26 protein-coding genes are annotated in these 21,426 nt (G+C 61.5%); 8 read left to right on the plus strand and 18 right to left on the minus strand.

Annotated elements, in window-relative coordinates; all coding sequences use genetic code 11:
* Window positions 1-37 precede the first annotated feature (37 nt).
* From EOA13_RS22190 to EOA13_RS22220, 7 genes are all read right to left on the minus strand, one after another.
* The gene (locus EOA13_RS22190) at window positions 38-805 is read right to left on the minus strand and encodes a DeoR/GlpR family DNA-binding transcription regulator (RefSeq protein WP_127258922.1); all 768 of its coding nucleotides are present in this window, start codon (window positions 803-805) and stop codon (window positions 38-40) included.
* 78 nt (window positions 806-883) lie between these two features.
* A complete protein-coding gene (locus EOA13_RS22195; RefSeq protein ID WP_127295875.1) occupies window positions 884-2,293 on the minus strand; it encodes an aspartate aminotransferase family protein in 1,410 nt (469 codons plus the stop codon).
* 101 nt (window positions 2,294-2,394) lie between these two features.
* Window positions 2,395-3,126 (minus strand): peptidase, encoded by a 732-nt coding sequence (locus tag EOA13_RS22200; protein ID WP_023812981.1) that lies wholly within the window; start codon window positions 3,124-3,126, stop codon window positions 2,395-2,397.
* Window positions 3,127-3,258: 132 nt separating this feature from the next.
* On the minus strand, window positions 3,259-4,053 hold the full coding sequence (locus EOA13_RS22205) for a transglutaminase family protein (RefSeq protein ID WP_023812982.1): 795 nt from the start codon (window positions 4,051-4,053) through the stop codon (window positions 3,259-3,261).
* Window positions 4,054-4,138: 85 nt separating this feature from the next.
* On the minus strand, window positions 4,139-5,080 hold the full coding sequence (locus EOA13_RS22210) for an alpha-E domain-containing protein (protein WP_023812983.1): 942 nt from the start codon (window positions 5,078-5,080) through the stop codon (window positions 4,139-4,141).
* A gap of 156 nt (window positions 5,081-5,236) precedes the next feature.
* Window positions 5,237-6,649 (minus strand): circularly permuted type 2 ATP-grasp protein, encoded by a 1,413-nt coding sequence (locus EOA13_RS22215; RefSeq protein ID WP_023812984.1) that lies wholly within the window; start codon window positions 6,647-6,649, stop codon window positions 5,237-5,239.
* A 170-nt stretch (window positions 6,650-6,819) separates the two neighbouring features.
* The gene (locus EOA13_RS22220) at window positions 6,820-7,056 is read right to left on the minus strand and encodes an Lrp/AsnC family transcriptional regulator (protein WP_010909609.1); all 237 of its coding nucleotides are present in this window, start codon (window positions 7,054-7,056) and stop codon (window positions 6,820-6,822) included.
* Window positions 7,057-7,322: 266 nt separating this feature from the next.
* On the opposite strand from EOA13_RS22220, the gene EOA13_RS22225 reads away from it, so the two are divergent.
* Complete coding sequence (locus EOA13_RS22225; protein WP_127295877.1) at window positions 7,323-7,742, plus strand: DUF4864 domain-containing protein; 420 nt, start codon at window positions 7,323-7,325, stop codon at window positions 7,740-7,742.
* A gap of 4 nt (window positions 7,743-7,746) precedes the next feature.
* On the opposite strand, the gene tgt is transcribed toward EOA13_RS22225, so the two are convergent.
* The 7 genes from tgt to coaD form a co-directional block, all read right to left on the minus strand.
* A complete protein-coding gene (gene tgt / locus EOA13_RS22230; protein WP_127295879.1) occupies window positions 7,747-8,877 on the minus strand; it encodes a tRNA guanosine(34) transglycosylase Tgt in 1,131 nt (376 codons plus the stop codon).
* The gene (locus EOA13_RS37975) at window positions 8,870-9,043 is read right to left on the minus strand and encodes a hypothetical protein (RefSeq protein ID WP_164780251.1); all 174 of its coding nucleotides are present in this window, start codon (window positions 9,041-9,043) and stop codon (window positions 8,870-8,872) included. Before EOA13_RS37975 ends, tgt begins: the two co-directional genes overlap by 8 nt.
* Entirely contained in the window at window positions 9,033-10,121 is a 1,089-nt protein-coding gene (gene queA, locus EOA13_RS22235) for a tRNA preQ1(34) S-adenosylmethionine ribosyltransferase-isomerase QueA (RefSeq protein ID WP_127295881.1), read from the minus strand. The genes EOA13_RS37975 and queA overlap by 11 nt, the downstream gene beginning before the upstream one ends.
* Window positions 10,121-10,570, minus strand: coding sequence for a DMT family transporter (locus EOA13_RS22240; protein ID WP_109669161.1), 450 nt, complete (start codon window positions 10,568-10,570; stop codon window positions 10,121-10,123). The genes queA and EOA13_RS22240 overlap by 1 nt, the downstream gene beginning before the upstream one ends.
* 12 nt (window positions 10,571-10,582) lie before the next feature.
* On the minus strand, window positions 10,583-11,095 hold the full coding sequence (locus EOA13_RS22245) for a peptidylprolyl isomerase (protein WP_127295883.1): 513 nt from the start codon (window positions 11,093-11,095) through the stop codon (window positions 10,583-10,585).
* 42 nt (window positions 11,096-11,137) lie between these two features.
* Window positions 11,138-11,632, minus strand: a complete 495-nt coding sequence (locus EOA13_RS22250) for a peptidylprolyl isomerase (protein WP_245490450.1) — start codon at window positions 11,630-11,632, stop codon at window positions 11,138-11,140.
* 109 nt (window positions 11,633-11,741) lie between these two features.
* Window positions 11,742-12,242, minus strand: a complete 501-nt coding sequence (gene coaD / locus EOA13_RS22255) for a pantetheine-phosphate adenylyltransferase (RefSeq protein WP_127295887.1) — start codon at window positions 12,240-12,242, stop codon at window positions 11,742-11,744.
* A 323-nt stretch (window positions 12,243-12,565) separates the two neighbouring features.
* Here coaD and EOA13_RS22260 point away from each other — a divergent pair, with 323 nt between their 5' ends.
* Window positions 12,566-12,718 (plus strand): hypothetical protein, encoded by a 153-nt coding sequence (locus EOA13_RS22260; RefSeq protein WP_081714296.1) that lies wholly within the window; start codon window positions 12,566-12,568, stop codon window positions 12,716-12,718.
* Between the two features lie 68 nt (window positions 12,719-12,786).
* Here EOA13_RS22260 and gyrA read toward each other — a convergent pair whose 3' ends face one another.
* Together gyrA and EOA13_RS22270 are read right to left on the minus strand one after the other, a co-directional pair.
* Window positions 12,787-15,588, minus strand: coding sequence for a DNA gyrase subunit A (gene gyrA / locus EOA13_RS22265; RefSeq protein ID WP_127295889.1), 2,802 nt, complete (start codon window positions 15,586-15,588; stop codon window positions 12,787-12,789).
* A 222-nt stretch (window positions 15,589-15,810) separates the two neighbouring features.
* Window positions 15,811-16,635, minus strand: coding sequence for an AraC family transcriptional regulator (locus tag EOA13_RS22270; protein WP_127295891.1), 825 nt, complete (start codon window positions 16,633-16,635; stop codon window positions 15,811-15,813).
* A gap of 85 nt (window positions 16,636-16,720) precedes the next feature.
* Here EOA13_RS22270 and EOA13_RS22275 point away from each other — a divergent pair, with 85 nt between their 5' ends.
* Window positions 16,721-17,251: a hypothetical protein gene (locus EOA13_RS22275; protein WP_127295893.1), complete on the plus strand. Its 531-nt coding sequence runs from the start codon at window positions 16,721-16,723 to the stop codon at window positions 17,249-17,251.
* A gap of 141 nt (window positions 17,252-17,392) precedes the next feature.
* A complete protein-coding gene (locus EOA13_RS22280) occupies window positions 17,393-18,022 on the plus strand; it encodes a MarC family protein (protein WP_127295895.1) in 630 nt (209 codons plus the stop codon).
* A gap of 27 nt (window positions 18,023-18,049) precedes the next feature.
* Here the strand turns inward: EOA13_RS22280 and EOA13_RS22285 are convergent, their stop codons facing one another.
* Complete coding sequence (locus EOA13_RS22285; protein WP_127295897.1) at window positions 18,050-18,475, minus strand: OsmC family protein; 426 nt, start codon at window positions 18,473-18,475, stop codon at window positions 18,050-18,052.
* 117 nt (window positions 18,476-18,592) lie between these two features.
* On the minus strand, window positions 18,593-19,114 hold the full coding sequence (locus EOA13_RS22290) for a single-stranded DNA-binding protein (RefSeq protein WP_127270744.1): 522 nt from the start codon (window positions 19,112-19,114) through the stop codon (window positions 18,593-18,595).
* A 227-nt stretch (window positions 19,115-19,341) separates the two neighbouring features.
* Here EOA13_RS22290 and EOA13_RS22295 point away from each other — a divergent pair, with 227 nt between their 5' ends.
* From EOA13_RS22295 to EOA13_RS39575, 4 genes are all read left to right on the plus strand, one after another.
* Window positions 19,342-19,656: a metalloregulator ArsR/SmtB family transcription factor gene (locus tag EOA13_RS22295; protein ID WP_013531836.1), complete on the plus strand. Its 315-nt coding sequence runs from the start codon at window positions 19,342-19,344 to the stop codon at window positions 19,654-19,656.
* A complete protein-coding gene (locus EOA13_RS22300; protein WP_127295899.1) occupies window positions 19,653-20,156 on the plus strand; it encodes an SRPBCC domain-containing protein in 504 nt (167 codons plus the stop codon). The genes EOA13_RS22295 and EOA13_RS22300 overlap by 4 nt, the downstream gene beginning before the upstream one ends.
* A gap of 24 nt (window positions 20,157-20,180) precedes the next feature.
* On the plus strand, window positions 20,181-20,786 hold the full coding sequence (locus EOA13_RS22305) for an ATP-dependent Clp protease proteolytic subunit (protein ID WP_127295901.1): 606 nt from the start codon (window positions 20,181-20,183) through the stop codon (window positions 20,784-20,786).
* A gap of 88 nt (window positions 20,787-20,874) precedes the next feature.
* Window positions 20,875-21,309: a hypothetical protein gene (locus EOA13_RS39575; protein WP_348629762.1), complete on the plus strand. Its 435-nt coding sequence runs from the start codon at window positions 20,875-20,877 to the stop codon at window positions 21,307-21,309.
* The last annotated feature ends 117 nt before the right edge of the window (window positions 21,310-21,426 follow it).

Consider the following 21,426-nt stretch of genomic DNA (forward strand, 5'->3'; position numbering starts at 1 on the left):
CGAAATATCACGAGCGCGTGTATCGGGTGAAAACCGCCTAGGCGAGCGACGTCTCGATCAGCTGAACCTCGGCCTCCTGGCAGATCTTGCGCACTGACGGGATGTCGCAACGATCGGTGATGAAGGTGTTGACCTGCGACAGATGGCCGATGCGCACCGGTGCGGTTCGCTCGAATTTGGTCTGGTCGGAAACCAGGATGACATGCCTTGCATTGGCGATGATCGCCTGCGCCACCTTGACCTCGCGAAAATCGAAATCGAGCAAGGCGCCGTCATGGTCGATGGCGGATGCACCGATCACCGCGTAGTCGACCTTGAACTGCCTGATGAAGTCGACCGCCGCCTCGCCGACCACACCGCCATCGGAACCGCGCACAACCCCGCCGGCGATCACCACCTCGATCGAGGGATATATCCGCATCCTATTGGCAACATTGATGTTATTGGTGATGACCATGAGACCGTTGTGATCGAGCAACGCCTTGCTGACCGACTCTGTCGTGGTGCCGATGTTGATGAACAGCGAGGCATTGTCGGGAATCAACCTGGCGGCCGCACGGCCGATCGCCTCCTTTTCGTCGGCGGCGATCTTGCGTCTCGCCTCATACTCCATGTTCTCGATGCCGGAGGGATACAGCGCGCCGCCATGGATACGCGAGAGCAGCCGCTGGTCGCACAAATCGTTGAGATCCTTGCGTATGGTCTGCGGCGTCACATTGAAGTGGGTGGCCAGATCATCTACCAGCACGCGGCCATGATCCTTGGCCATCTGGATAATCTCGGCATGGCGTGGCGACAGATACATGGGGCAACCTCCCGTTTTCGTTTTTCTTGTCTATAGTCGAAAACGAAATCGATGGAAAGCATAAGCCGGCTAACGAAATCAGCGATCCAGGCCACGTGCGATTTCTGTGATAACGACAAAAGCCGCATCGATATCGGCGGCGGTCGCCTCGAACTGGCCGACCTGGAAGCGGATTGCTATCAGTCCATCGACTTTCGTCTGCGTCAGGTAGATGCGGCCATCGTCGTTGATCGCATTGACCAGGCGCAGATTGTGCTCGTCCGCATCGGTTGCGGTCTTGTGTCGGAACGAGAACAACGACAGCATCGGTTCGCTGACGATCTCGAAATCCGGCTCCCTTGCCAGCCGCGCCGCCAACCCTTCGCTCCACCCGACATGATTGCGGATCATCGTGCGCAGGCGTTCCAGGCCATGGGCGCGCAGCAGGAACCACAATTTCAGCGCGCGGAAGCGCCGGCCAAGCGGCACCGACCATTCGGAATAGTTGATGATGCCGTCATGACCGTGCGTCTTCAGATAATCCGGCTTGATGGCCAGCGTCCTGACATGGCTCTCGGGATCGCGCAGGAACTGGATCGAGCAGTCGAACTGCGCGCCCAGCCATTTGTGCGGATTGAAGACGATCGAATCGGCGCCTTCGACGCCTGTCCAGAAATGCCGATACTCCGGACAGATCATCGCCGATCCGGCCCAGGCGGCGTCGACGTGAAGATAAAGCCCATGCCGCCGTGCGACCTCGACAACCGCTTCAATGTCGTCGGTGCCGCCGGTGCTGGTGCCGCCTACGCAAGCGATGATGCCGGCCGGCTGCATGCCGGCTTCCAGGTCGGCGGCGATTGCCGCCTCGAGTGCTGCCGTGTCCATGGCGCGAAAGCGGCCGCCGACCGGAATGCGCACGAGATTGTCCTCGCCGATGCCGGACACCCAGATCGCCCGGTCGATCGACGTGTGCACCTGATCGGAGGAATAGATGCGCAGCCGCGCCTGCCCTGCCAGGCCTTGTTTGTTGCCTTGCCAATCGAGCGCCCGCTCGCGCATGGTCAGCACCGCGGCCAGTGTCGCCGACGAGGCTGAATCCTGGATCACCCCGGAAAACCCTTCGGGCAGGCCGAGCGCCTGGCGCATCCAGTCGACGGTGCGCGTTTCGAGTTCGGTCGCCGCCGGCGACGTTTGCCAGAGCATGCATTGCGCGGCCATCGCCGAAACCAGATATTCCGCCACCACCGAGACCGGCGCCGCATTGGCCGGGAAATAGGCGAAGAAACGCGGATGCTGCCAATGCGTCATTCCCGGCAGGATCTTCTCTTCGAAGTCGGCGAAGATCCGGTCCATCGGTTCGGCGTCTTCGGGCGGCGAAACCTCAATGCTTCCAGAAATGGCGCCGGGTTCTACCAGTGGCCGCACGGGGCGGTCGCGCAGATTGTTGCGATAGTCAGCGCCCCAGTCGGCGGCGCGCCGCGACCATTGCCGGAAATCATCGTTGTTCATCCTGTCCTCCCGACATGATCGACCGCCACCATCCATCGCGGCTGGCCTCCTTATTAATTAACGCGTGAAATATATGCAACCAGCAACGGATGCCGCACGCCTCAGCCGGGGAAATCCGGCAGGCTGGCAAAGGCCGTCTTCAGCGCATTCGACCAGCCGTCGGAGATCGTGCGGTAGTACTGGTCATCCTGGCCGATCCGCTTCTTCAATCCGACCTTGAAGGCGTCCTTCTCCAGGAAGAGCAGGTCGAGCGGCAAGCCGACGGACAGGTTCGACTTCAACGTCGAATCGAACGACACCAAAAGCAGCTTCACCGTCTCGGCCAGGCTCATCGTCCTTTCGTAGGCGCGGATGATGATCGGCTTGCCGTATTTGGTCTCGCCGATCTGGAAAAACGGCGTGTCATCGGTCGATTCGATGAAATTGCCTTCGGGATAGATCATGAACAGGCGCGGCTCGCTGCCCTTGATCTGACCGCCGAGGATGAAGGACGCATTGAAATAGGAATCCGCCTTTTCGCCAGCGGGTGACGAATTGGCGATGACCTCCTTGACCGTGTCGCCAACAATGCGGACCGTTTGGTACATCGACGGCGTTTCGAGCACCGTAGAATGCCTTTCGGAGATCGCCTTGGTGCGCTCGTCGAGCAGGCTGACCACGGCCTGCGTCGTCGCCAGATTGCCCGCCGACATCAAAACGATGACACGCTCGCCCGGCTCTTCCCAGACATGCATCTTGCGAAAGGTGGAGATGGAATCCATGCCTGCATTGGTGCGCGTGTCCGACATGAACACGAGCCCGCGGTCGATCTTCAGGCCAACGCAATAGGTCATGGAATCTCTTCTAGAGCAATTCCAGGAAAAGTGTGAAGCGGTTTTCCGTGCGGAATTGCGTTAAAACAAGGGGATAGAGCGGTTCGGCGTTCCTTGAAACGATGAATCGCTCGGCAGCAATCGTGCGGAGGATTACTGCTCCACCGTGACGGTGACCGCAAGCCGTTCTTCCGCCTGTCCCAGCCGAATTCCCGACACCGGCGTGGCGTCGCGGTAATCGCGGCCCGTTGCCACCTTTACATAACGCTCGTCGGGTGAAATGCCATTGGCGGCATCAAAGGCAACCCAGCCGAGACCCGAGACATGCGCTTCGGCCCAGGCATGGCTGGCCGCCTGCTCGACCGTGGCATCCAGCATCAGATAGCCGCTGACATAGCGAGCTGGAAAGCCCATGGCGCGGGCGGCGGCGGCAAAGATATGGGTATGATCCTGGCAGACCCCGGTCTTGAGCGCCAAGGCTTCCTCCGCCGGCGTCGTCGCGTTGGTGGTGCCGGGCGTGTAGGCGACGCGTTCGCCGATGATGGCCATCAGCCGGTGCAGCCTTTCAATGTCGCTGCCCTTGCCGACCGACGCGGCGAGATCGCGAACACCGCTGCCGATCGTCGTCAATGGTGTCTCATGGCTGTACAGCCAGAGCGGCGTAAAGCCCTGGTGTGGTCCCGAGACACCCGCGGTGTCGCGCGTCACCACTTCGCCTGATGCTTCCACAGTGATGAAGTCGCGCTCGCCCTCGACGCTCAACAGCCTTGTGTCGTTGCCGAAATGGTCGACGAAGCGAACCTCTTCACGCGCGCCTTCGATCGCCAGAGCCCAGGACAGAACGGTCTGCGTCGATCCGCTGACCGGAAGCAGCCGCAGCCGCTGCAACAGATAGTGCACCGGCGCGTCGTAACGGTACTCGGTCCGGTGGGTGATCTTCAGCCGCATGCTTCTATTCCGTTTGTGAGCACGATCTCCAGACAAACGGTTTCCGTTTGTCTGAGAAAACCGGCTCCACCTTTCGGGACCATGCTCAATTGAACCGATAATCTTGTGCGATCTCTTCGCCCAGCTTGGTGTTGTCGCGAATGAAATTGGCCAGGAACTCATGCAGGCCGGCGTCGAATATGCCCTTGATCGACCCGGCTCTCAGCATTGTCTGCGTCTTCTCGGCCGTTGCGTGGCAGGCATGGCGTTCGCCGTAATCGTCGCCGAGGAATTTCAGATGCTCCGACAGAAAGCGATAGCAGAACATCAGCGAGCGCGGCATACGAACGTTGAGGATCAGATAATCGGCAATGTTGGTCGGCTTGTAATCGGCATCGTAGACCCAGCGATAGGAGCGATGCGCCGAGACCGAACGCAGGATCGATTCCCACTGATAATTGTCGAGCGTCGAGCCGACCCAGGAGATCGACGGCAGCAGCACATAATATTTCACGTCGAGGATGCGCGCCGTGTTGTCCGCGCGCTCGACATAAGTGCCGAGCTGCGAGAAGTCGAAGATCTCGTTGCGCAGCATGGTGCCGTAGAACGAGCCGCGGATCAGCGCCGTCTCGCGCTTGATGGCGTCGAGCACGCTGGGTAGGTCGCGCTCGTCGATCGGCCTGGCCAGCATCCGCTTCAGCGACATCCAGGCTTCGTTGATGCTTTCCCAGGTTTCGCGCGTCAGCGCGGTACGCACCATGCGGGCATTGTTGCGGGCCGTCTCGATCGACGCCATCGTGCTCGACGGGTTCGACGTGTCGCGCAACAGGAAGTCGGCGACATTGGCGGCGGTATAGTCAGAATATTTCTGGCTGAAGGTGACGTCGGAACCGGCGCTGAGCAGCACCGAACTCCACTCTTCCGAGGCGCTCTGCGTGCGGGTCAGCGCCATGCGCAGGCCGGCATCGACCAAGCGCGCCATGTTTTCCGCCCGCTCGATATAGCGGTTCATCCAATAGAGCCCGTTGGCGGTGCGGCCTAAAAGCATTGAATTGGCCCCTCGGGCTAGTGAGTAGGGAATAGGCAGTAGGGAATAGTAAGAGTTTGAAACTCAATGGAATATGGCATTTCCCTGTCCTCTGCTTCCACTGCTGCCTGCTGCCTGCTGCCTGCTGCCTACTGCCTAATTCCTTACTCACTCACTTCAATCATCCAGCACCCACGTATCCTTCGTCCCGCCGCCCTGCGAGGAATTGACCACCAGCGAGCCTTCCTTCAGCGCGACGCGGGTCAGCCCGCCGGGCACGATCTGGATGCGGTCGGAGACCAGCACATAAGGCCTGAGATCGACATGGCGCGGCGCCAACCCCTTTTCCGTCAGGATCGGGCATGTCGACAGCGCGAGCGTCGGCTGGGCGATGTAATTCGAAGGTTTTGCCTGGAGTTTCTTGGCAAACGTCTCGCATTCCTTCTTGGTTGCTGCCGGCCCAACCAGCATGCCGTAGCCGCCGGAACCGTGCACTTCCTTGATCACCAGTTCGTCGATGTGTTCGAGCACGTATTTCAGGCTGTCCGGCTCCGAGCAGCGCCAGGTTGGGATGTTGCCCAGGATCGCCTTGCGGCCGGTGTAGAATTCGATGATCTCGGGCATGTAGGAATAGATCGCCTTGTCGTCGGCAATGCCGGTGCCCGGCGCGTTGGCGATGGTGATGTTGCCGGCCCGATAGACATCCATGATGCCGGGTATGCCAAGTGCGGAGTCCGGCCGGAAGGTCAGCGGGTCGAGGAAGGAATCATCGACGCGGCGGTAAAGCACATCGATCTGCTTGTAGCCTTCGGTCGTGCGCATCGCGACATGCCCGTCGACGACCCGCAGATCCTGGCCTTCGACCAGTTGCACGCCCATCTGGTCGGCGAGGAAGGCGTGTTCGAAATAGGCGGAGTTGAAACTGCCGGGCGTCAGCACCGCAATGGTCGGCGCACCCTTTGTGCTTTGCGGCCGCACCGCCGCCAGCGACTGGCGCAGAAGCTGAGGGTAGTTTTCCACCGGCCGCACCTTGATCTTCTGGAACAGCTCGGGGAACAGCTGCATCATCGTCTCGCGGTTCTCCAGCATATAGGAGACGCCCGACGGTGTGCGCGCATTGTCCTCCAGCACGTAGAATTCGTCCTCCGAGATGCGGACGATGTCGACGCCGATGATATGGGTGTAGACGCCGGCCGGCGGCCTGACCCCGATCATCTCCGGCAGGAAGGCCTCGTTCCTGGCGATCAATTCCCTGGGGACGCGCCCTGCGCGCAGGATTTCCTGGCGATGATAGATGTCGTCGAGGAAGGCGTTCAGCGCCTGCACGCGCTGCTCTATGCCCTGCGTGAGGCGCCGCCATTCATTGCCTGAAATGATGCGGGGAACGATGTCGAACGGGATCAGCCGCTCGGAGGCTTCCTGCTCGCCATAGACGGCGAAGGTGATGCCGGTCTTGCGGAAGACGCGTTCGGCGTCCTGCATCTTCTCGGTAAGCCTGGCCGGATCCTGCTCCTTCAGCCAGCGATCATAAGCCGAATACGGTCTTCTCAATCCGGAGACTTCCGGAAGCATTTCATCGAACGCTGCCAATCGCATACTCCCCTGTGACGCCATTTCACTGGCGTCGCCGGAGAAAATCAAGCGCAATCGGTGATTTGGGAGATAGGGGCGATCAGTATGTTGCGCCTGCCTAAAATTGAGGCAGCCGAAATATGACAGTAATCAGGCTTTGCCTCGTGTCCGGGCAAGTGGGTTTGCAGTTAGAAAGCGCGGAACGTCACCACGGTGAACGTGTCCTTGATGCCGGGGAGAATCTGCACCTTCTCGTTGACGAAATGGCCGACATCTTCCTCGTCGTCGACATAGAATTTGGCGAGCAGATCGTAGTTGCCGGCGGTGGAGTAGATTTCCGAAGCGATCTCGGCATCGGCAAGCGCGCTGGCAACCTCATAGGATTTGCCGAGCTCGCATTTGATCTGCACGAAAAACGCCTTCATGGCTTCGTCCCGCTAAACGTCCAAGTCCAAGCGGCCCTTCTGGCAGACTGGAGGCGGGCTTTCAAGCGCTGGAATGAATGCTCAGCCGGCTCGGGCCTGGGTTGCCGTCTCTCGCAGGTCCGCCACCGGCATGCCGCGCTTGAACCGAGCGAGATGAATATTCACCATCGCTGAAACCGGGATGCACCGCCAAGCGTATGTTATGATGCGTCTTCGGACAGCACGTTTTTGAGGGAAGATATTTCGCGGGACAACGGAGACAGGCCATGCGCCGCGCCTTTTTCGCATTCACAATCGTTCCATTCATCTTCGTGTCGTCGGCGTTTGCCGGCGACGCCGAAATCAAGGCAGGGCAGTCTGTCATCGACGGTCAGTTGAAGGCCCTCATCGCCAATGACGGCGCCACCGCCTACAGCTTCGCCGCCCCGAATGTGAAACGGATTTTCCCGACCGTCGACGCCTTCATGAACATGGTGACCAACGGCTACCCGCCGGTGCGCAAGCCGCAGACCTATTCCTTCGGCAAGGTCGAGGAGACGGCTCCGGGTTCGATTGTGCAGCAAGTGCTGATCGTCGGTCCCGACGGCAAGGATTACGAGGCTGTCTACACGTTGCAGCAGCAGCCCGACGGCACATTCCAGATCACCGGCTGCAGCCTGCGTGCGTCGAACTCGCTTAGCACTTGAGGCCTCATAGCAACGGTATATCGCCCCTCGCCCAGCCTTCGGTGATTTCCGCGCCGCGTGCCTCGAAGGCGCCGGCCTCGATCGCAGTGCGGATGTCCTGCATCAGTTTCTGGTAGTAGGACAGGTTGTTCCACGTCAAAAGCATGGCGCCGAGCGCTTCTTGCGAGCGCACCAGATGGTGGAGATAGGCGCGGGAATAGTCCCGCGCCGCCGGGCAATCGCTTTCCTCGTCTAATGGCCGCGGATCGTCGGCATGGCGGGCGTTGCGCAGATTGACCTTGCCGCGCCTGGTATAGGCAAGGCCGTGCCGGCCGGCCCGTGTCGGCATAACGCAGTCGAACATGTCGATGCCGCGCACCACCGATTTCAGGATATCGTCAGGCGTGCCGACGCCCATCAGATAGCGCGGCTTGTCCGCTGGCAGTTCCGGACAGGTGATGTCGAGCATGTCGAGCATCACCGCTTGCGGCTCGCCGACGGCCAGGCCGCCAACCGCGTAGCCCTTCAGCTCCATCGCGCTCAGCGCCTGCGCCGAACGCACCCTGAGCGCTGCGTTGTCGCCGCCTTGCACGATGCCGAACATCGCCTTGCCCGGCTGATCGCCGAACGCCGTCTTGCAGCGTTCGGCCCAACGCAGCGACAGCTCCATGGCGCGCTCGATCTCCTTCATCTCGGCCGGCAGCGCCGTGCATTCGTCGAGCTGCATCTGGATGTCGGAATCAAGCAGTCCCTGGATCTCGATCGACCGCTCCGGCGACATCTCGTAGGCAGCGCCATCGATATGCGAGCGGAAGGTGACGCCCTTTTCGGTCAGCTTTCTCAGCTTCGACAGCGACATCACCTGGAAACCACCGCTGTCGGTCAGAATTGGATGCGGCCAGCGGGCGAACTCGTGCAGGCCACCGAGCCGCGCGACGCGCTCGGCGCCGGGCCGCAGCATCAGATGATAGGTGTTGCCCAGGATGATGTCGGCGCCGACACCGCGCACCTGGTCCATATACATCGCCTTGACGGTGCCGCCGGTGCCGACCGGCATGAAGGCCGGCGTGCGGATTTCGCCGCGCGGCATGTCGATCACGCCGCGCCGCGCCTTGCCGTCGGTTGCCAGAATCTTGAAGCTGAACGGCTTAGCCATTGAATTCCTTGTCGTGGACCGGAGCGCCCGGTGCCTGCTTGTCGAGCGACTGGCGGTAGTGGATGCCGCGAATGGTGGAATCGCGGTGCTGGCGAATGCCCGCGCGCAGTTTTTTCACTTCCGCGACCAGCGCATCACGGTCAAAGGCTTGCAGATCATCGTCCATCGCTCGTCTCCGCTCGGAAAAGCAGGCTTGCGTCGCCATAGGAATAGAATCTGTAACAGTTCTCGATCGCATGGGCATAGGCCGCACGCATCGTGTCGAGGCCGCTGAAGGCCGAAACCAGCATGAACAACGTCGAGCGCGGCAGATGGAAATTGGTCATCAGCACGTCGGCGGTGCGAAAACGGTAGCCGGGCGTGATGAAGATATCGGTCGGACCGGACCACGCAGCCAGAGTACCGTCCTCACGCGCCGCACTCTCCAGCAGACGCAGCGAGGTCGTGCCGACGGCGACAATGCGCCCGCCCCTCGCCTTGGCCGCATTCAGCGCGTCGGCTGTTTCCGCGCTTACCGAACCTATCTCGGCATGCATCTTGTGGTCGGCAGTGTCGTCCGCCTTCACCGGCAGGAACGTGCCGGCGCCGACATGCAAGGTGACGAAGCGGCGTTCGATGCCCTTGGCGTCAAGCGCTGCAAAAAGCTCCGGCGTGAAATGCAGGCCCGCGGTCGGTGCCGCGACGGCGCCTTCCTCGCTTGCATAGATGGTCTGGTAATCGGCCCGGTCGCGTTCGTCGTCGTCGCGCTTCGAGGCGATGTAGGGCGGCAGCGGAATATGCCCGACCGTGTGCAGCGCCTCGTCAAGGAAGGGCCCCGACAGGTCGAAGCCGAGCAGTGCTTCGCCGCCCTCGCCTTTCTCGATCACCGTGGCGTCGAGTTGGCCGAGGAAACAGGAATTGCCGTCATGGCCGAAATGGATGCGGTCGCCGGCGGCAATGCGCTTGCCCGGCCGCATGAAGGCCAGCCAGCGGTCCGGCGCCATGCGCATATGCAGCGTGGCTTCGACCTGCGCCGTCGCCTCACCCCGCCGCCGGATGCCTTTGAGCTGCGCTGGAATGACCTTGGTGTCGTTGAACACCAGCACGTCGCCGGCCCTGAGTAAGGACGGCAGGTCGCCAACCCTGCGGTCGTCGAGCCCTTCGCCTGATTTGACCACCAGCATCTTGGCGCTGTCGCGCGGTTCCGCCGGGCGAAGCGCGATGCGCTCCTCCGGTAGATCGAAGTCAAAGAGGTCGACGCGCATCAGTAGAGCCGGACGAGCAGCGCTCCGGCCAGCAGCAGCACCGCGCCGGCGATGCGGCCGAGCGAGATTTCACGCACCGCGACGCCGAGGAAGCCGACGCGGTCGATGAGCATGCCGGCCAGCAGCTGGCCGGCCACCAGAAACGCCATCAGCGCGGCGGCACCGATGCGCGGCGTCAGAATCGTCGACAGCGTGACATAGAAACCGCCCAGCATGCCGCCGGCCACGAACAGCCAGGGCGCCGGCGCCTTCCAGTCGAGCGAGATGCCCTGCAGCTTCACCACCGTGACGGAAATGATGCCGAGCACGATCGCGCCCGACAGGAACGAAAACGCAGCCGCCGCGACCGGGAGGCCCAGGCCGCGCGCCAGCTGCGAATTGATCGGGGCCTGAATGGCAATGAAGGCGCCGGACAGGATGCCGAGAAGCGACCAGACGACGCCCATCATTGTCGTCTGCCCTTACTTGACGTCGGCCGCGACTTTCAGCGACACGATCTTGTCGGGATCCTGCACCGGCTCGCCGCGCTTGATCTTGTCGACATTGTCCATGCCTTCGATGACCTGGCCCCAGACCGTGTACTGGCGGTTGAGGAAGGCGGCATCGTCGAAGCAGATGAAGAACTGCGAATTGGCCGAGTTCGGGTTCTGCGAACGGGCCATCGAGCAGGTGCCGCGAGCATGGTTGGCGTTGGAGAATTCAGCCTTCAAATCCGGCTTTTCAGAGCCGCCCATGCCCGCGCGGGACGGCGCGAAGGAAGGCTTGCTCGAATTGCCGAACTTGACGTCGCCGGTCTGCGCCATGAAACCCTCGATGACGCGGTGGAAGACCACGCCGTCATAGGCGCCTTCCCTGGCCAGTTCCTTGATGCGGGCGACATGGCCAGGCGCCAGGTCGGGGAAAAGTTCGATGAACACATTGCCCTTGGTCGTTTCCATGATGAGCGCGTTCTCGCGGTCCTTGATTTCGGCCATGTCAGATATCCTTTTTCAGAAAAACAGAGTTAGTTGACAACTTTACTTGCCGGCGGCGATGCGCACCTTGATCATCCGGTCGGGATCGGAGACCGTGCCGTTGTCCGCCTGGTCGCCCTTCTTGATGTGATCCACCAGTTCCATGCCGCTGACGACATTGCCGACGATGGTGTACTGGCCATCGAGGGGCGGTGCCGGAGCGAACATGATGAAGAACTGCGAATTGGCCGAATTGGGGTCCTGCGAGCGGGCCATGCCGACCACGCCGCGCTTATAATGTTCGGTCTGTGAGAATTCGGCGGGCAGGTCGGGCAGGTCGGAACCGCCGGTGCCAACGGCCTCGGCGCTGAAACCCTTTTTCATATTGCCGAACTTGACGTCGCCGGTCTGCGCCATGAAGCCGTCGATGACGCGGTGGAAGGCGACGTTGTCATAGGCGCCTTGGCGCACCAGCTTCTTGATCTGCTCGACATGCTTTGGCGCCAGATCGGGCCTCAGCGCAATGGTGACGTCGCCGTCCTTCAGCGTGATGATCATTGTGTTTTCCGGGTCGGCGGCGAAAGCCGAGACCGACGCAGCCACAAGACCGGCGAGCACGACAAGGAACGAGGCTAGCTTTTTCAGCTGCATGGTTTTCTCCGAAAACTTACTTCTTGAACTTGGCTGTGAGCGCACCGGCAACCGCCGCCGGCACGAAGGGGCGAATGTCGCCGCCCATCGAGGCAATCTGGCGAACAAGTGTGGCGGTAATGGTGCGTACCGAAGGACTGGCGGGCAGAAAAACCGTCTGCAGTTGAGGCGCCATGGTCTCGTTCATGCCGGCCATCTGCATCTCATAGTCGAGGTCGGTGCCGTCGCGCAGGCCGCGGATCATGATCGAGGCGCCCTGCTTCTTGGCCGCGTCGATGACCAGCCCGTCGAAAGCGACGACCTTGATACGGGCGCCGTCGCTGCCGAATTCCGCCTTCGTCGCCGTCTCGATCAGCTTCACCCGCTCCTCGAAGGAAAACAGCGGTTGCTTGCCCGGATGGATGCCGATCGCCGCATAAACGATATCGGCCACGGCCAGCGAGGCCTTCAGCACATCGAGATGGCCGTTGGTCAGCGGGTCGAAGGAGCCGGCATAGAGGGCGATGCGTTCAGTCATGGCTGGTGCTTCTAATGCATGATCCCAAAAAGTGGAAACCGGTTTTTGCGGACAAACGGTTTTTCGTTTGTCCTAGAGATCATGCTCAAATGAAAGCTAGAGCCTGTTCCATCTTCCGTCCATCAAGATGGAACAGGCTCTAGCGAGCCTCTCTCGCAAAGGCAAATCCCGATCGGCGCGCTGGCCATGAACCTTTTCCGGCACATGAACGACAGATGAACACGCTGATCACGAAGCCTTCACGCAGCGTTCACTAGGTTGCACCTTAATAAGATGAAACCAAAATCCCATCTATCCGTTGTTAGGCGCAGGAGAACACGCACATGCTGATCTACATGCTCGCCACCGCAATGACCGTCGCCATGCTGATCGCCACCGTCTTTGGGCTGCATCAGGAGGCACAACGCATCCGCGTCAAGGCAAACACCAAGCGCTTCGAAGGCTTCGGCCCGCGCAAGCCATATCGTCACTACTGATAAAGCCTGATTTGCTGCCGCGCCGGCCAACTGGCCGGCGTTGCCATGTCAATACGCGGATTCCGGACTTAGTCCGCCCCCTCAGGACCGGCGTCAGGCGCCAGAGCGACATCAGCGCCGCCCTCAACGGTCTCTTCGATTTCCTCGTCCGATTGCGGCTCAGAGATCCGCTCGACCGAAACCACCTTTTCACCTTCAGCCGTGTTGAAGATGGTCACGCCCTTGGTGGCGCGGCTGGCGAAACGGATGCCGTTGACCGGCACCCGGATGACGGTGCCGCCGTCCGACACCAGCATGATCTGGTCGTCATTGCCGACCGGGAACGTCGCCACCAGCCTGCCAATCTCGGCTGCCTTCGACACGTCGGTGGCGCGGATGCCTTTACCGCCGCGTCCAGTCAGCCGGAAATCATAGGACGACGAACGCTTGCCGTAGCCGAATTCGGTCACCGTCAGCACGTACTGTTCGTGCGCCTTGAGCTCTTCGTATCGGCTGTCGGAAAGCTCCGTCTCCTCCCCGATCTCCTCATTGGTCAGCGCGATCTCTTCCTCTTCGCCGGCCGTTTCCGTGGCCAGACGCCGCTCTGCTGCCGCGCGCTTCAGGTAAGCGGCGCGTTCCGCCGGCGAAGCATCGACATGCTCGATCACCGACATCGAGATGATGCGATCGGTCTCGGCCATGGTTATGCCGCGCACACCGACCGAATTGCGGCTCTGGAAGACGCGCACGTCGCCGACGGAGAAGCGTATGCACTGGCCGGAACTGGCGGTCAGCAGCACGTCGTCCTTGTCGGTGCAGGTCTCGACGCCGAGGATCTCGTCGCCTTCTTCCTCCAGCTTCATGGCGATCTTGCCGTTGCGGTTGACCTGGACGAAGTCGGATAGATCGTTGCGGCGCACGGTGCCACGCGTGGTGGCGAACATCACGTAGAGTTCGCCCCAGCTGGCCTCGTCCTCCGGCAGCGGCATGATGGTGGTGATGCGCTCGCCCTGCTCCAGCGGCAGCATGTTGATCAGCGCCTTGCCGCGTGACTGCGGATTGCCGATCGGCAGCCGCCAGACCTTTTCCTTGTAGACGATGCCGCGCGAGGAGAAGAACAGCACCGGCGTATGGGTGTTGGCCACGAACAGCCGAGTGACGAAATCCTCTTCCTTGGTCGACATGCCGGAGCGGCCCTTGCCGCCGCGACGCTGCGCCCGGTAGAGCGACAGCGGCACGCGCTTGATGTAGCCGGAATGGCTCACCGTCACGACCATGTCCTCGCGCTGGATCAGGTCCTCGTCTTCCATGTCCGAACCGCCGTCGGTGAGTTCGGTGCGGCGCGGCGTGCCGAACTCGTCGCGCACGGCGGCAAGCTCGTCCTTGACGATCTGCTGGACGCGCGCGCGGGAAGACAAAATGTCCAGGTAATCGATGATTTCGGCGCCGATCGTGTTCAACTCGTCTGCGATCTCGTCGCGGCCGAGCGCGGTCAGGCGCTGCAGGCGCAGTTCGAGGATGGCGCGCGCCTGTTCCTCTGACAGATTGTAGGTGCCGTCTTCATTGATCCGATGACGCGGGTCATCGATCAGGAGGATCAGAGATTCCACGTCGCCAGAGGGCCAGCGCCGCTCCATCAACTGCTCACGCGCCGTCTGCGGATCCGGAGCGGTGCGGATCAGCTTGATGATCTCGTCGATATTGGCGACGGCGATGGCGAGACCGACCAGCACATGGGCGCGGTCGCGCGCCTTGCGCAGCAGGAATTTCGTCCGCCTTGTGATCACCTCCTCGCGGAAGGCGACGAACGCCTTCAGCATATCGGTCAGGTTCATCACTTCCGGCTTGCCGCCGTTCAGTGCCACCATATTGGCGCCGAAGGAGGTCTGCAGCGGCGTGAAGCGATAGAGCTGGTTGAGGATGACGTCGGCAACGGCGTCACGCTTCAATTCGATGACGACGCGGTAGCCCTGGCGGTCGCTCTCGTCGCGGATATCGGAAATGCCCTCGATGCGCTTGTCGCGCACCAGTTCAGCCATCTTCTCGATCATCGACGACTTGTTCACCTGGTAGGGAACTTCGGTGATGATGATCGACTCGCGGTCATTGCCGCGCTGTTCGATGTTGACCTTGCCGCGCATGACGATGGAGCCACGGCCGGTCGAATAGGCGTTGTAGATGCCCGAACGGCCAAGCACGATGCCGCCGGTCGGGAAATCCGGTCCCGGAATGATCTCCATCAACGCCGGCAGGTCGATCGCCGGATTGTCGATTAGGGCGATGGCGCCGTTGCAGATTTCGCTGAGATTGTGCGGCGGGATGTTGGTCGCCATGCCGACGGCGATGCCGCCCGAGCCGTTGACCAAAAGGTTGGGAAACCGTGCCGGCAGAACCTTCGGTTCGCTGCCCGACGCGTCATAAGTGTCCTGGAAATCGACGGTGTCCTTGTCGATATCCTCCAGGAGCTCGTGCGCGACCTTGGTCAGGCGCGCTTCCGTGTAGCGCATCGCCGCAGGCGGATCGCCGTCGATCGAGCCGAAATTGCCCTGCCCGTCGATCAACGGAACGCGCAGCGACCAGTCCTGCGCCATGCGCACCAAGGCATCATAGATGGAGGCGTCGCCATGCGGATGGTATTTACCCATCACGTCGGCGACAGGACGCGCCGACTTCACATATTTGCGGTTCCAATGGTAGCCGCTCTCATGGGCGGCGAAGAGAATGCGGCGATGCACCGGCTTGAGGCCGTCGCGCACGTCCGGCAGCGCACGGCTGACGATCACGCTCATGGCGTAATCGAGATAGGAGCGCTGCATCTCCTCGACGATGGATATCGGCTCGATGCCGTTGGGGCCGCCGTCGGCGCCGCGCGGTGTCTTCTGGTCGGTCAAATCGGATCACAATCTAATCAGGAATCACTTGGTGCTTATATAGGAAGCAAGGCTGAAACTCCAACATGTCAGGCACTTTTCCAGTGTCATTTTTGGTGGTAATTTCAAATGGATACCGCTGATTGCGACGATATGGCCAAGGCGGTTTTCGCCGCCCCGACGCAAAAGCCTGCGTGTCTACCTTTTTGCGGGCACGAGGCCGATTCACGAAGCAGAAACAGCCTATGCGCCACGGCGGCTGCGATACTGGCCCGGCGTCTCCCCCATGATCCGCCGAAAACGACGATTGAAGGTCGACAGATCGTTGAAGCCAGCCTCGAAAGCGATCGCCGAAACCGTATCGTCCGACATGCGCAGCCGTACCGCGGCCCTGTGCAGCCGGGTCTTGAGCAGGAATTGGTAGGGCGTCACGCCCGCGACCTGTCGGAAGATGCGCAGGAAATGATACGGACTGGTCGCGGTTTCATCGGCAAGCGCTGAAAGCGAGACAGGCCCATCGGCGTCCAGTTCGGTCCGCCGCACTGCCTCGGCTACCCGTTTCTGATCGCGGCGGCTCGGCGCGTGCCTGACATGCGTGCCTCCGGTGGCAGCCGTCGCGGCGGCACCGGCTATGCGCAGGGAAATTTCCTCGAAGGCATCCATGTCGGCAGTCTCGCGCGCGGCTTCCGCCTCGGCCAGCAGTGGCGCCAGCACCGGCAAAGGCGGCAGGCGCGGTGTGGCGAAGGCCAGCTTCCTGGCGTCCGGCACGCCAGCCACGATCCGTTCCAGGTAGGACGGCCCGAAATGAAACGACAGGCAACGGTCGCCGCTGCCATGTTCATGCCCGCACTCGTAACATGTGCCGGGATTGCCGAGCAGGAGGGCGCCGGGCGCCAGCATCGCCGTACCTTGTTGCGCGCGGTAGCGGAACGTGCCGCTGGTGACGGCGGCCACACAGAAATCCTGATGAGCTTCCTCGAAAGGCCGATCGCCAGCGCCAGCCGAGCAGATCACGTCCGTCACGCGCCAGCCGGGGCCGGATGCAAGCGTATGCGTTGTCGCTGTCATGGACGAAATATAGCAATTTTTCCCAAGCCCAGAACCCCATCACGGCCTACTCCTCCTGGTCTCCTGACAAGAAGAGACCGCAACCATGTTCGACCAATCCTCTTTTGCCGAAGCCCTGCACAGCCCCGGACCGATCGAAGGGCTTGCCGAAAAACTGAGCCTTTACGGCCGCTTCATCGGCGCCTGGACTTTCAACGCCTCGCGCCATCTCGAGGACGGCACCGTGCTGACCGGGCGTGGCGAGGTGCATTTCGGCTGGGTGATGGAAGGCCGGGCGATACAGGACGTCTGGATCCTGCCCGCGCGTGATGCCGGCCCCTCGCCATCCTTGGGCACATGGACTTTTTATGGCACGACGCTGCGCGTCTATGATCCCCGCGCGGATGCCTGGCACATCTTCTGGAGCGACCCGCGCAACCAGTATTTCAGCCGCCAGCTCGGCCGCGCCGAGGGTGACACGATCGTGCAAGTGGGCGCCGACGGCACCGGCAGTTCAGTACGCTGGAGCTTTTCACGCATCACCGAAAACTCCTTCCGATGGCTGGGCGAACGCTCGCAAGACAATGGCGCGACATGGCGGCTGGAAGTCGAGTTCCTGGCGCGCCGAGAGGTTTGATCGCCGAGGAATGCAGCAGCCCAGAATAAAAGCGTCGCGATCTTCGCGCCGGCATCAACCACTTTCCCGCTGACAGTTCCCACCGACCGGGCTTTGCTCTACCAATATTCTGTCCGGGCACGGCCGGCGGGAGGGTCAGAGATGCCGAGCTTCGACAGCCTGTTCAACGCCTTCGTCACCATTCTCGTGACCATCGATCCGCCTGGCCTGGCGCCCCTGTTCCTGGCCGTGACGCGCGGCATGAACCGCGAGGAGCGCCAGCAGGTTTCGGTGCGCGCCTCGATCATCGGTTTCCTGGTGATGGCGCTGTTTGCGGTTGCCGGGGCCTCGATCCTGTCGGTGTTCGGCATAACGTTGCCGGCCTTCCGCGTCGCCGGCGGTTTCCTGCTGTTCTTCATTGCCTTCGAGATGGTGTTCGAGCGCCGGCAGGACCGCAAGGAGAAGATCGGCGACGTCGCCATCACCAAGGACATGATCCACAACATCGCCGCCTTCCCGCTGGCGATCCCGCTGATCGCCGGCCCCGGCGCGATTTCGGCGACGGTGCTGCTTTCCGGTTCATTTCAGGGATTTGCCGCGCAGGCCGCCCTGGTCGGCATCATCTTCGTCTCCCTCGCCATCACCTATCTGGTGTTCGTGCTGTCGGAACGCATCGACCGCATCCTCGGCCAGACCGGCCGCTCGATCCTGACCCGGCTGCTCGGCGTCATCCTGGCGGCACTGGCCGTGCAGTTCGTCGCCGACGGCATCAAGGCGCTGATGGCGGGGTAACGCGACGAGCTGCCGCCGAAGCCGGCCCTACTTCGCCGTCGTGTCGATGACCTCGAAATCGTGGGTAATCGTGGCGGTCTTGGCAAGCATCGCGGAGGCCGAGCAATATTTTTCGATCGAAAGGTCGATTGCCCGTTTGACCTTGTCGCTGGACAGCGCCCGGCCCTTGACGACGAAATGCATGTGGATGCGGGTGAACACTCTTGGCTCGGTTTCCGCCCGGTCGGAGTCGAGTTCGACGACGCAGTCCTCGACCGCCTCGCGGCCCTTTTCGAGGATATGCACGACATCATAGGCCGAACAGCCGCCGGTTCCGATCAGCACCAGTTCCATCGGGCTCGGCCCCGGCGTCCTGCCTTCCGGTCCGTGCGCTGTTCCGAGCACGACCTTGTGACCGCTGCCGGATTCCCCGACGAAGGTGCGCTCCTCGACCCACTTTACGCGTGCTTTCACCCAACTCGTCCTCTCACCGTATTTCGTTGATCGGCCCGGTCAGCCTCAATCACGATGCAAAACCCCGAAAGTCCATGAATGACTCTCGGGGCACTGTGTCTGACATGACTGTTGCGATCAGAACGGGATTTCGTCATCCAATTCGCGCGACGAACCGCCACCGCCGCCGCTCTTGGCACCGCCACCACCGCGATTGAAGCCTTCGCTCGGGCTGGACTGGCCGAAATCGGAACCACGGCTGCTGCCGCCACCGGTATAGCCGCCGACCTGACCGCCCTCGCCCTGTCCGCGTGCGTCGAGCATCTGCAGCTCACCGCGGAATTTCTGCAGCACGACTTCCGTTGTGTACTTGTCGGCACCGGTCTGGTCCTGCCATTTACGCGTCTGCAACTGGCCCTCGACATAGACCTTCATGCCCTTCTTCAGATACTGCTCCGCCACCTTGGCGATGCCCTCATTGAAGATGACGACGTTGTGCCACTCGGTTTTTTCCTTGCGTTCGCCGGAATTCTTGTCGCGCCAGCTTTCCGATGTGGCGATGCGGATGTTGACGACCGGTTCACCCGAATTCAGGCGACGGATTTCGGGATCCGCGCCGAGATTGCCGACCAGAATGACCTTGTTGACGCTACCCGCCATGATATTTCTCCGCGCTCATCCGAAACAAATTTTTGTCGCAGCACCTTACAGGCTGCAGGCGATCGCCGCTTGCCATGGCTGCCTTTACCCACAAGGTTTTTTGTTCCCTTTTCGTTCTTATCCGTATCGCTGCTTATTGTCAAGGAATGGCAGCAATGCCGAAGCCGATCATATGGGCCCGAAAAGACCGCTTGCCAAATCGATAAGTATGCACTTATGCTTTTGCCATGATCGAAGCAGAGATTTTTCGCGCACTGGCCGACCCGACGCGCCGCGCCGTCTTTGAGCGGCTGGCCGCCGGCGAGATGAGCGTGTCGGAATTGCGCACCGGGATGACGGTGTCGCAGCCCGCGGTGTCGCAGCATCTGGCGGTGCTGCGTGGCGCAGGCCTGGTGGTCGAGCGGCGAGCCGGCCGCAACGCCTATTACCGCGCCGATCCGCAGGGGCTCGCCCCCTTGCTCTCCTGGATCGAACGCTACCGGACCTTCTGGCCGGAACGCATCGAAAGGCTGAAGGCGGTTTTGAAGGACATGGATCAATGAAGAAGGCGGGATCAACGACCAACGACGGCCAAAGCGACCCCCCGGATGCGCTCGAGTTCGAGTACGAGCTTGCCGAGCCGCCGGAAAAGGTATGGCGGGCTCTGACCGTACCGGAATTGCTGGCCGCCTGGATGATGCCGAACGACATCAGCCCCGAGATCGGCAACCGTTTTGCCTTCGCCGGACCGGACACGCCGGTCGAATGCGAAATCCTCGACGCCGAACCCGAGAAGCTGCTGCGCTATTCCTGGCGGGAGCAGCCGGGCGACGCAGCTAGGCAGGATCCGCTCGACAGCCCATTGGACAGCATTGTCACCTTCACACTTGCCCGAACCGTTTCCGGCGGCACGCATCTGCGTGTCGTCCATGACGGCTTTGCCCGCAAGGCCATGCCTGCTGTCGCCATGACAGGCGCCGGCTGTCTGCTTTCGCTCGGTGCAAACAGGTCATCTAAGCCAATCGCCGCAAACACGCCTCGCCTCCTGCTTCGCGCGGCCTGAAAACAAAACGGACGGAGAGAGATAATGAGCGGTGTTGCCAGTCTGGTGCCGATGGTTATCGAGCAATCGAGCCGCGGCGAACGCGCCTTCGACATCTTTTCACGGCTGCTGCGCGAGCGCATCATCTTCATCAACGGCGAGATCAACGACGACATTTCGGCGCTGGTCTGCGCGCAGCTTTTGTCGCTGGAATCGGACAATCCCGACAAGGAGATCTCGCTCTACATCAACTCGCCGGGCGGCGTGGTGACCAGCGGCTTCGCGATCTACGACACAATGCAATATATCAGCTGCCCGGTGTCGACCGTATGCATGGGCTTTGCCGCATCGATGGGCTCGTTCCTGCTGATGGCAGGCACACCGGGGCGCCGAATTTCCCTGCCGAACGCCACCATCCTGCTGCACCAGCCGCTGGGCGGCTTCCAGGGCCAGGCCTCCGACATCCAGCGCCATGCCGAGCGCATCGGCCGGACGAAACGGCACATGGCCGAACTCTACGCGCAGCATTGCGGCCGCAGCTATGAAGAGGTCGAGCGCACGCTGGACCGCGACCACTTCATGACCGCCCGCGAGGCCCAGGCATGGGGCATCGTCGACCATGTTTTCGACACGCGAAAAAAGGCGGCGTGAGCCAGGGCCGGATCGGAGTACGTCCGGCTGTCGAAGATTTGACGATGCCGGTCTGGTTCCATCGGCGGCGCGCCACTATAGTCTTGGGATGACCGACACTCATCAGTCCAGATCATTGCACCGCGTCATCGCCGTTATAGCGCTCGCCATTGCGGGCCTCACCAGCGGCGCGGCACTTGCCGAAGACAGTTCGCCGTCAACGCAAAAAGGCGCCCTGCCCGGCGTAACCGGTGACTACCGCATCGCCAAGCCGGCTCCGGAGCCCGACGACGCGTTTCCCGGCAACGGCAACGGCCAGTTCAAGATCGGCGATACGGATGTCAGGATTTCCGGCAGCATCACCGTCGATGTCGGCGCCGCTCGATCGGGCCGCCGCGCCACTGACAGTCTGTCGGCGCGTGCTGCGTTGCGCCAAACAGACAATCCGCACATGAAAACGGCCCCGCCGTGCTTTGCGCAAACGGACGGGGCCTTTTTGGATCTCAAATCCAATCTCTACCGGGAGTGTACTGCCGGCATTTGATTTCGGATGCAACGCGGCGTTCAACCGACGATCCGACTAACAGTCTCTGATTTTTACGGGGATATGGCAGGTCACGGTTTGTCGGGTGGCGAAAACGCTAAACCCTGGCACTTATGC

The organism is Mesorhizobium sp. M7A.F.Ca.US.011.01.1.1 (genome assembly GCF_003998295.1).
Classification (GTDB): Bacteria; Pseudomonadota; Alphaproteobacteria; order Rhizobiales; family Rhizobiaceae; genus Mesorhizobium.

Coding starts and splice junctions, on each gene's coding strand:
- EOA13_RS22190 (WP_127258922.1), bottom strand. CDS start 805: ATGTATCTGTCGCCACGCCATGCCGAGATTATCCAGATGGCCAAGGAT.
- EOA13_RS22195 (WP_127295875.1), bottom strand. CDS start 2,293: ATGAACAACGATGATTTCCGGCAATGGTCGCGGCGCGCCGCCGACTGG.
- EOA13_RS22200 (WP_023812981.1), bottom strand. CDS start 3,126: ATGACCTATTGCGTTGGCCTGAAGATCGACCGCGGGCTCGTGTTCATG.
- EOA13_RS22205 (WP_023812982.1), bottom strand. CDS start 4,053: ATGCGGCTGAAGATCACCCACCGGACCGAGTACCGTTACGACGCGCCG.
- EOA13_RS22210 (WP_023812983.1), bottom strand. CDS start 5,080: ATGCTTTTAGGCCGCACCGCCAACGGGCTCTATTGGATGAACCGCTAT.
- EOA13_RS22220 (WP_010909609.1), bottom strand. CDS start 7,056: ATGAAGGCGTTTTTCGTGCAGATCAAATGCGAGCTCGGCAAATCCTAT.
- EOA13_RS22225 (WP_127295877.1), top strand. CDS start 7,323: ATGCGCCGCGCCTTTTTCGCATTCACAATCGTTCCATTCATCTTCGTG.
- tgt (WP_127295879.1), bottom strand. CDS start 8,877: ATGGCTAAGCCGTTCAGCTTCAAGATTCTGGCAACCGACGGCAAGGCG.
- EOA13_RS37975 (WP_164780251.1), bottom strand. CDS start 9,043: ATGGACGATGATCTGCAAGCCTTTGACCGTGATGCGCTGGTCGCGGAA.
- queA (WP_127295881.1), bottom strand. CDS start 10,121: ATGCGCGTCGACCTCTTTGACTTCGATCTACCGGAGGAGCGCATCGCG.
- EOA13_RS22240 (WP_109669161.1), bottom strand. CDS start 10,570: ATGATGGGCGTCGTCTGGTCGCTTCTCGGCATCCTGTCCGGCGCCTTC.
- EOA13_RS22245 (WP_127295883.1), bottom strand. CDS start 11,095: ATGGCCGAAATCAAGGACCGCGAGAACGCGCTCATCATGGAAACGACC.
- EOA13_RS22250 (WP_245490450.1), bottom strand. CDS start 11,632: ATGATCATCACGCTGAAGGACGGCGACGTCACCATTGCGCTGAGGCCC.
- coaD (WP_127295887.1), bottom strand. CDS start 12,242: ATGACTGAACGCATCGCCCTCTATGCCGGCTCCTTCGACCCGCTGACC.
- EOA13_RS22260 (WP_081714296.1), top strand. CDS start 12,566: ATGCTGATCTACATGCTCGCCACCGCAATGACCGTCGCCATGCTGATC.
- EOA13_RS22270 (WP_127295891.1), bottom strand. CDS start 16,635: ATGACAGCGACAACGCATACGCTTGCATCCGGCCCCGGCTGGCGCGTG.
- EOA13_RS22275 (WP_127295893.1), top strand. CDS start 16,721: ATGTTCGACCAATCCTCTTTTGCCGAAGCCCTGCACAGCCCCGGACCG.
- EOA13_RS22280 (WP_127295895.1), top strand. CDS start 17,393: ATGCCGAGCTTCGACAGCCTGTTCAACGCCTTCGTCACCATTCTCGTG.
- EOA13_RS22290 (WP_127270744.1), bottom strand. CDS start 19,114: ATGGCGGGTAGCGTCAACAAGGTCATTCTGGTCGGCAATCTCGGCGCG.
- EOA13_RS22295 (WP_013531836.1), top strand. CDS start 19,342: ATGATCGAAGCAGAGATTTTTCGCGCACTGGCCGACCCGACGCGCCGC.
- EOA13_RS22300 (WP_127295899.1), top strand. CDS start 19,653: ATGAAGAAGGCGGGATCAACGACCAACGACGGCCAAAGCGACCCCCCG.
- EOA13_RS22305 (WP_127295901.1), top strand. CDS start 20,181: ATGAGCGGTGTTGCCAGTCTGGTGCCGATGGTTATCGAGCAATCGAGC.
- EOA13_RS39575 (WP_348629762.1), top strand. CDS start 20,875: ATGACCGACACTCATCAGTCCAGATCATTGCACCGCGTCATCGCCGTT.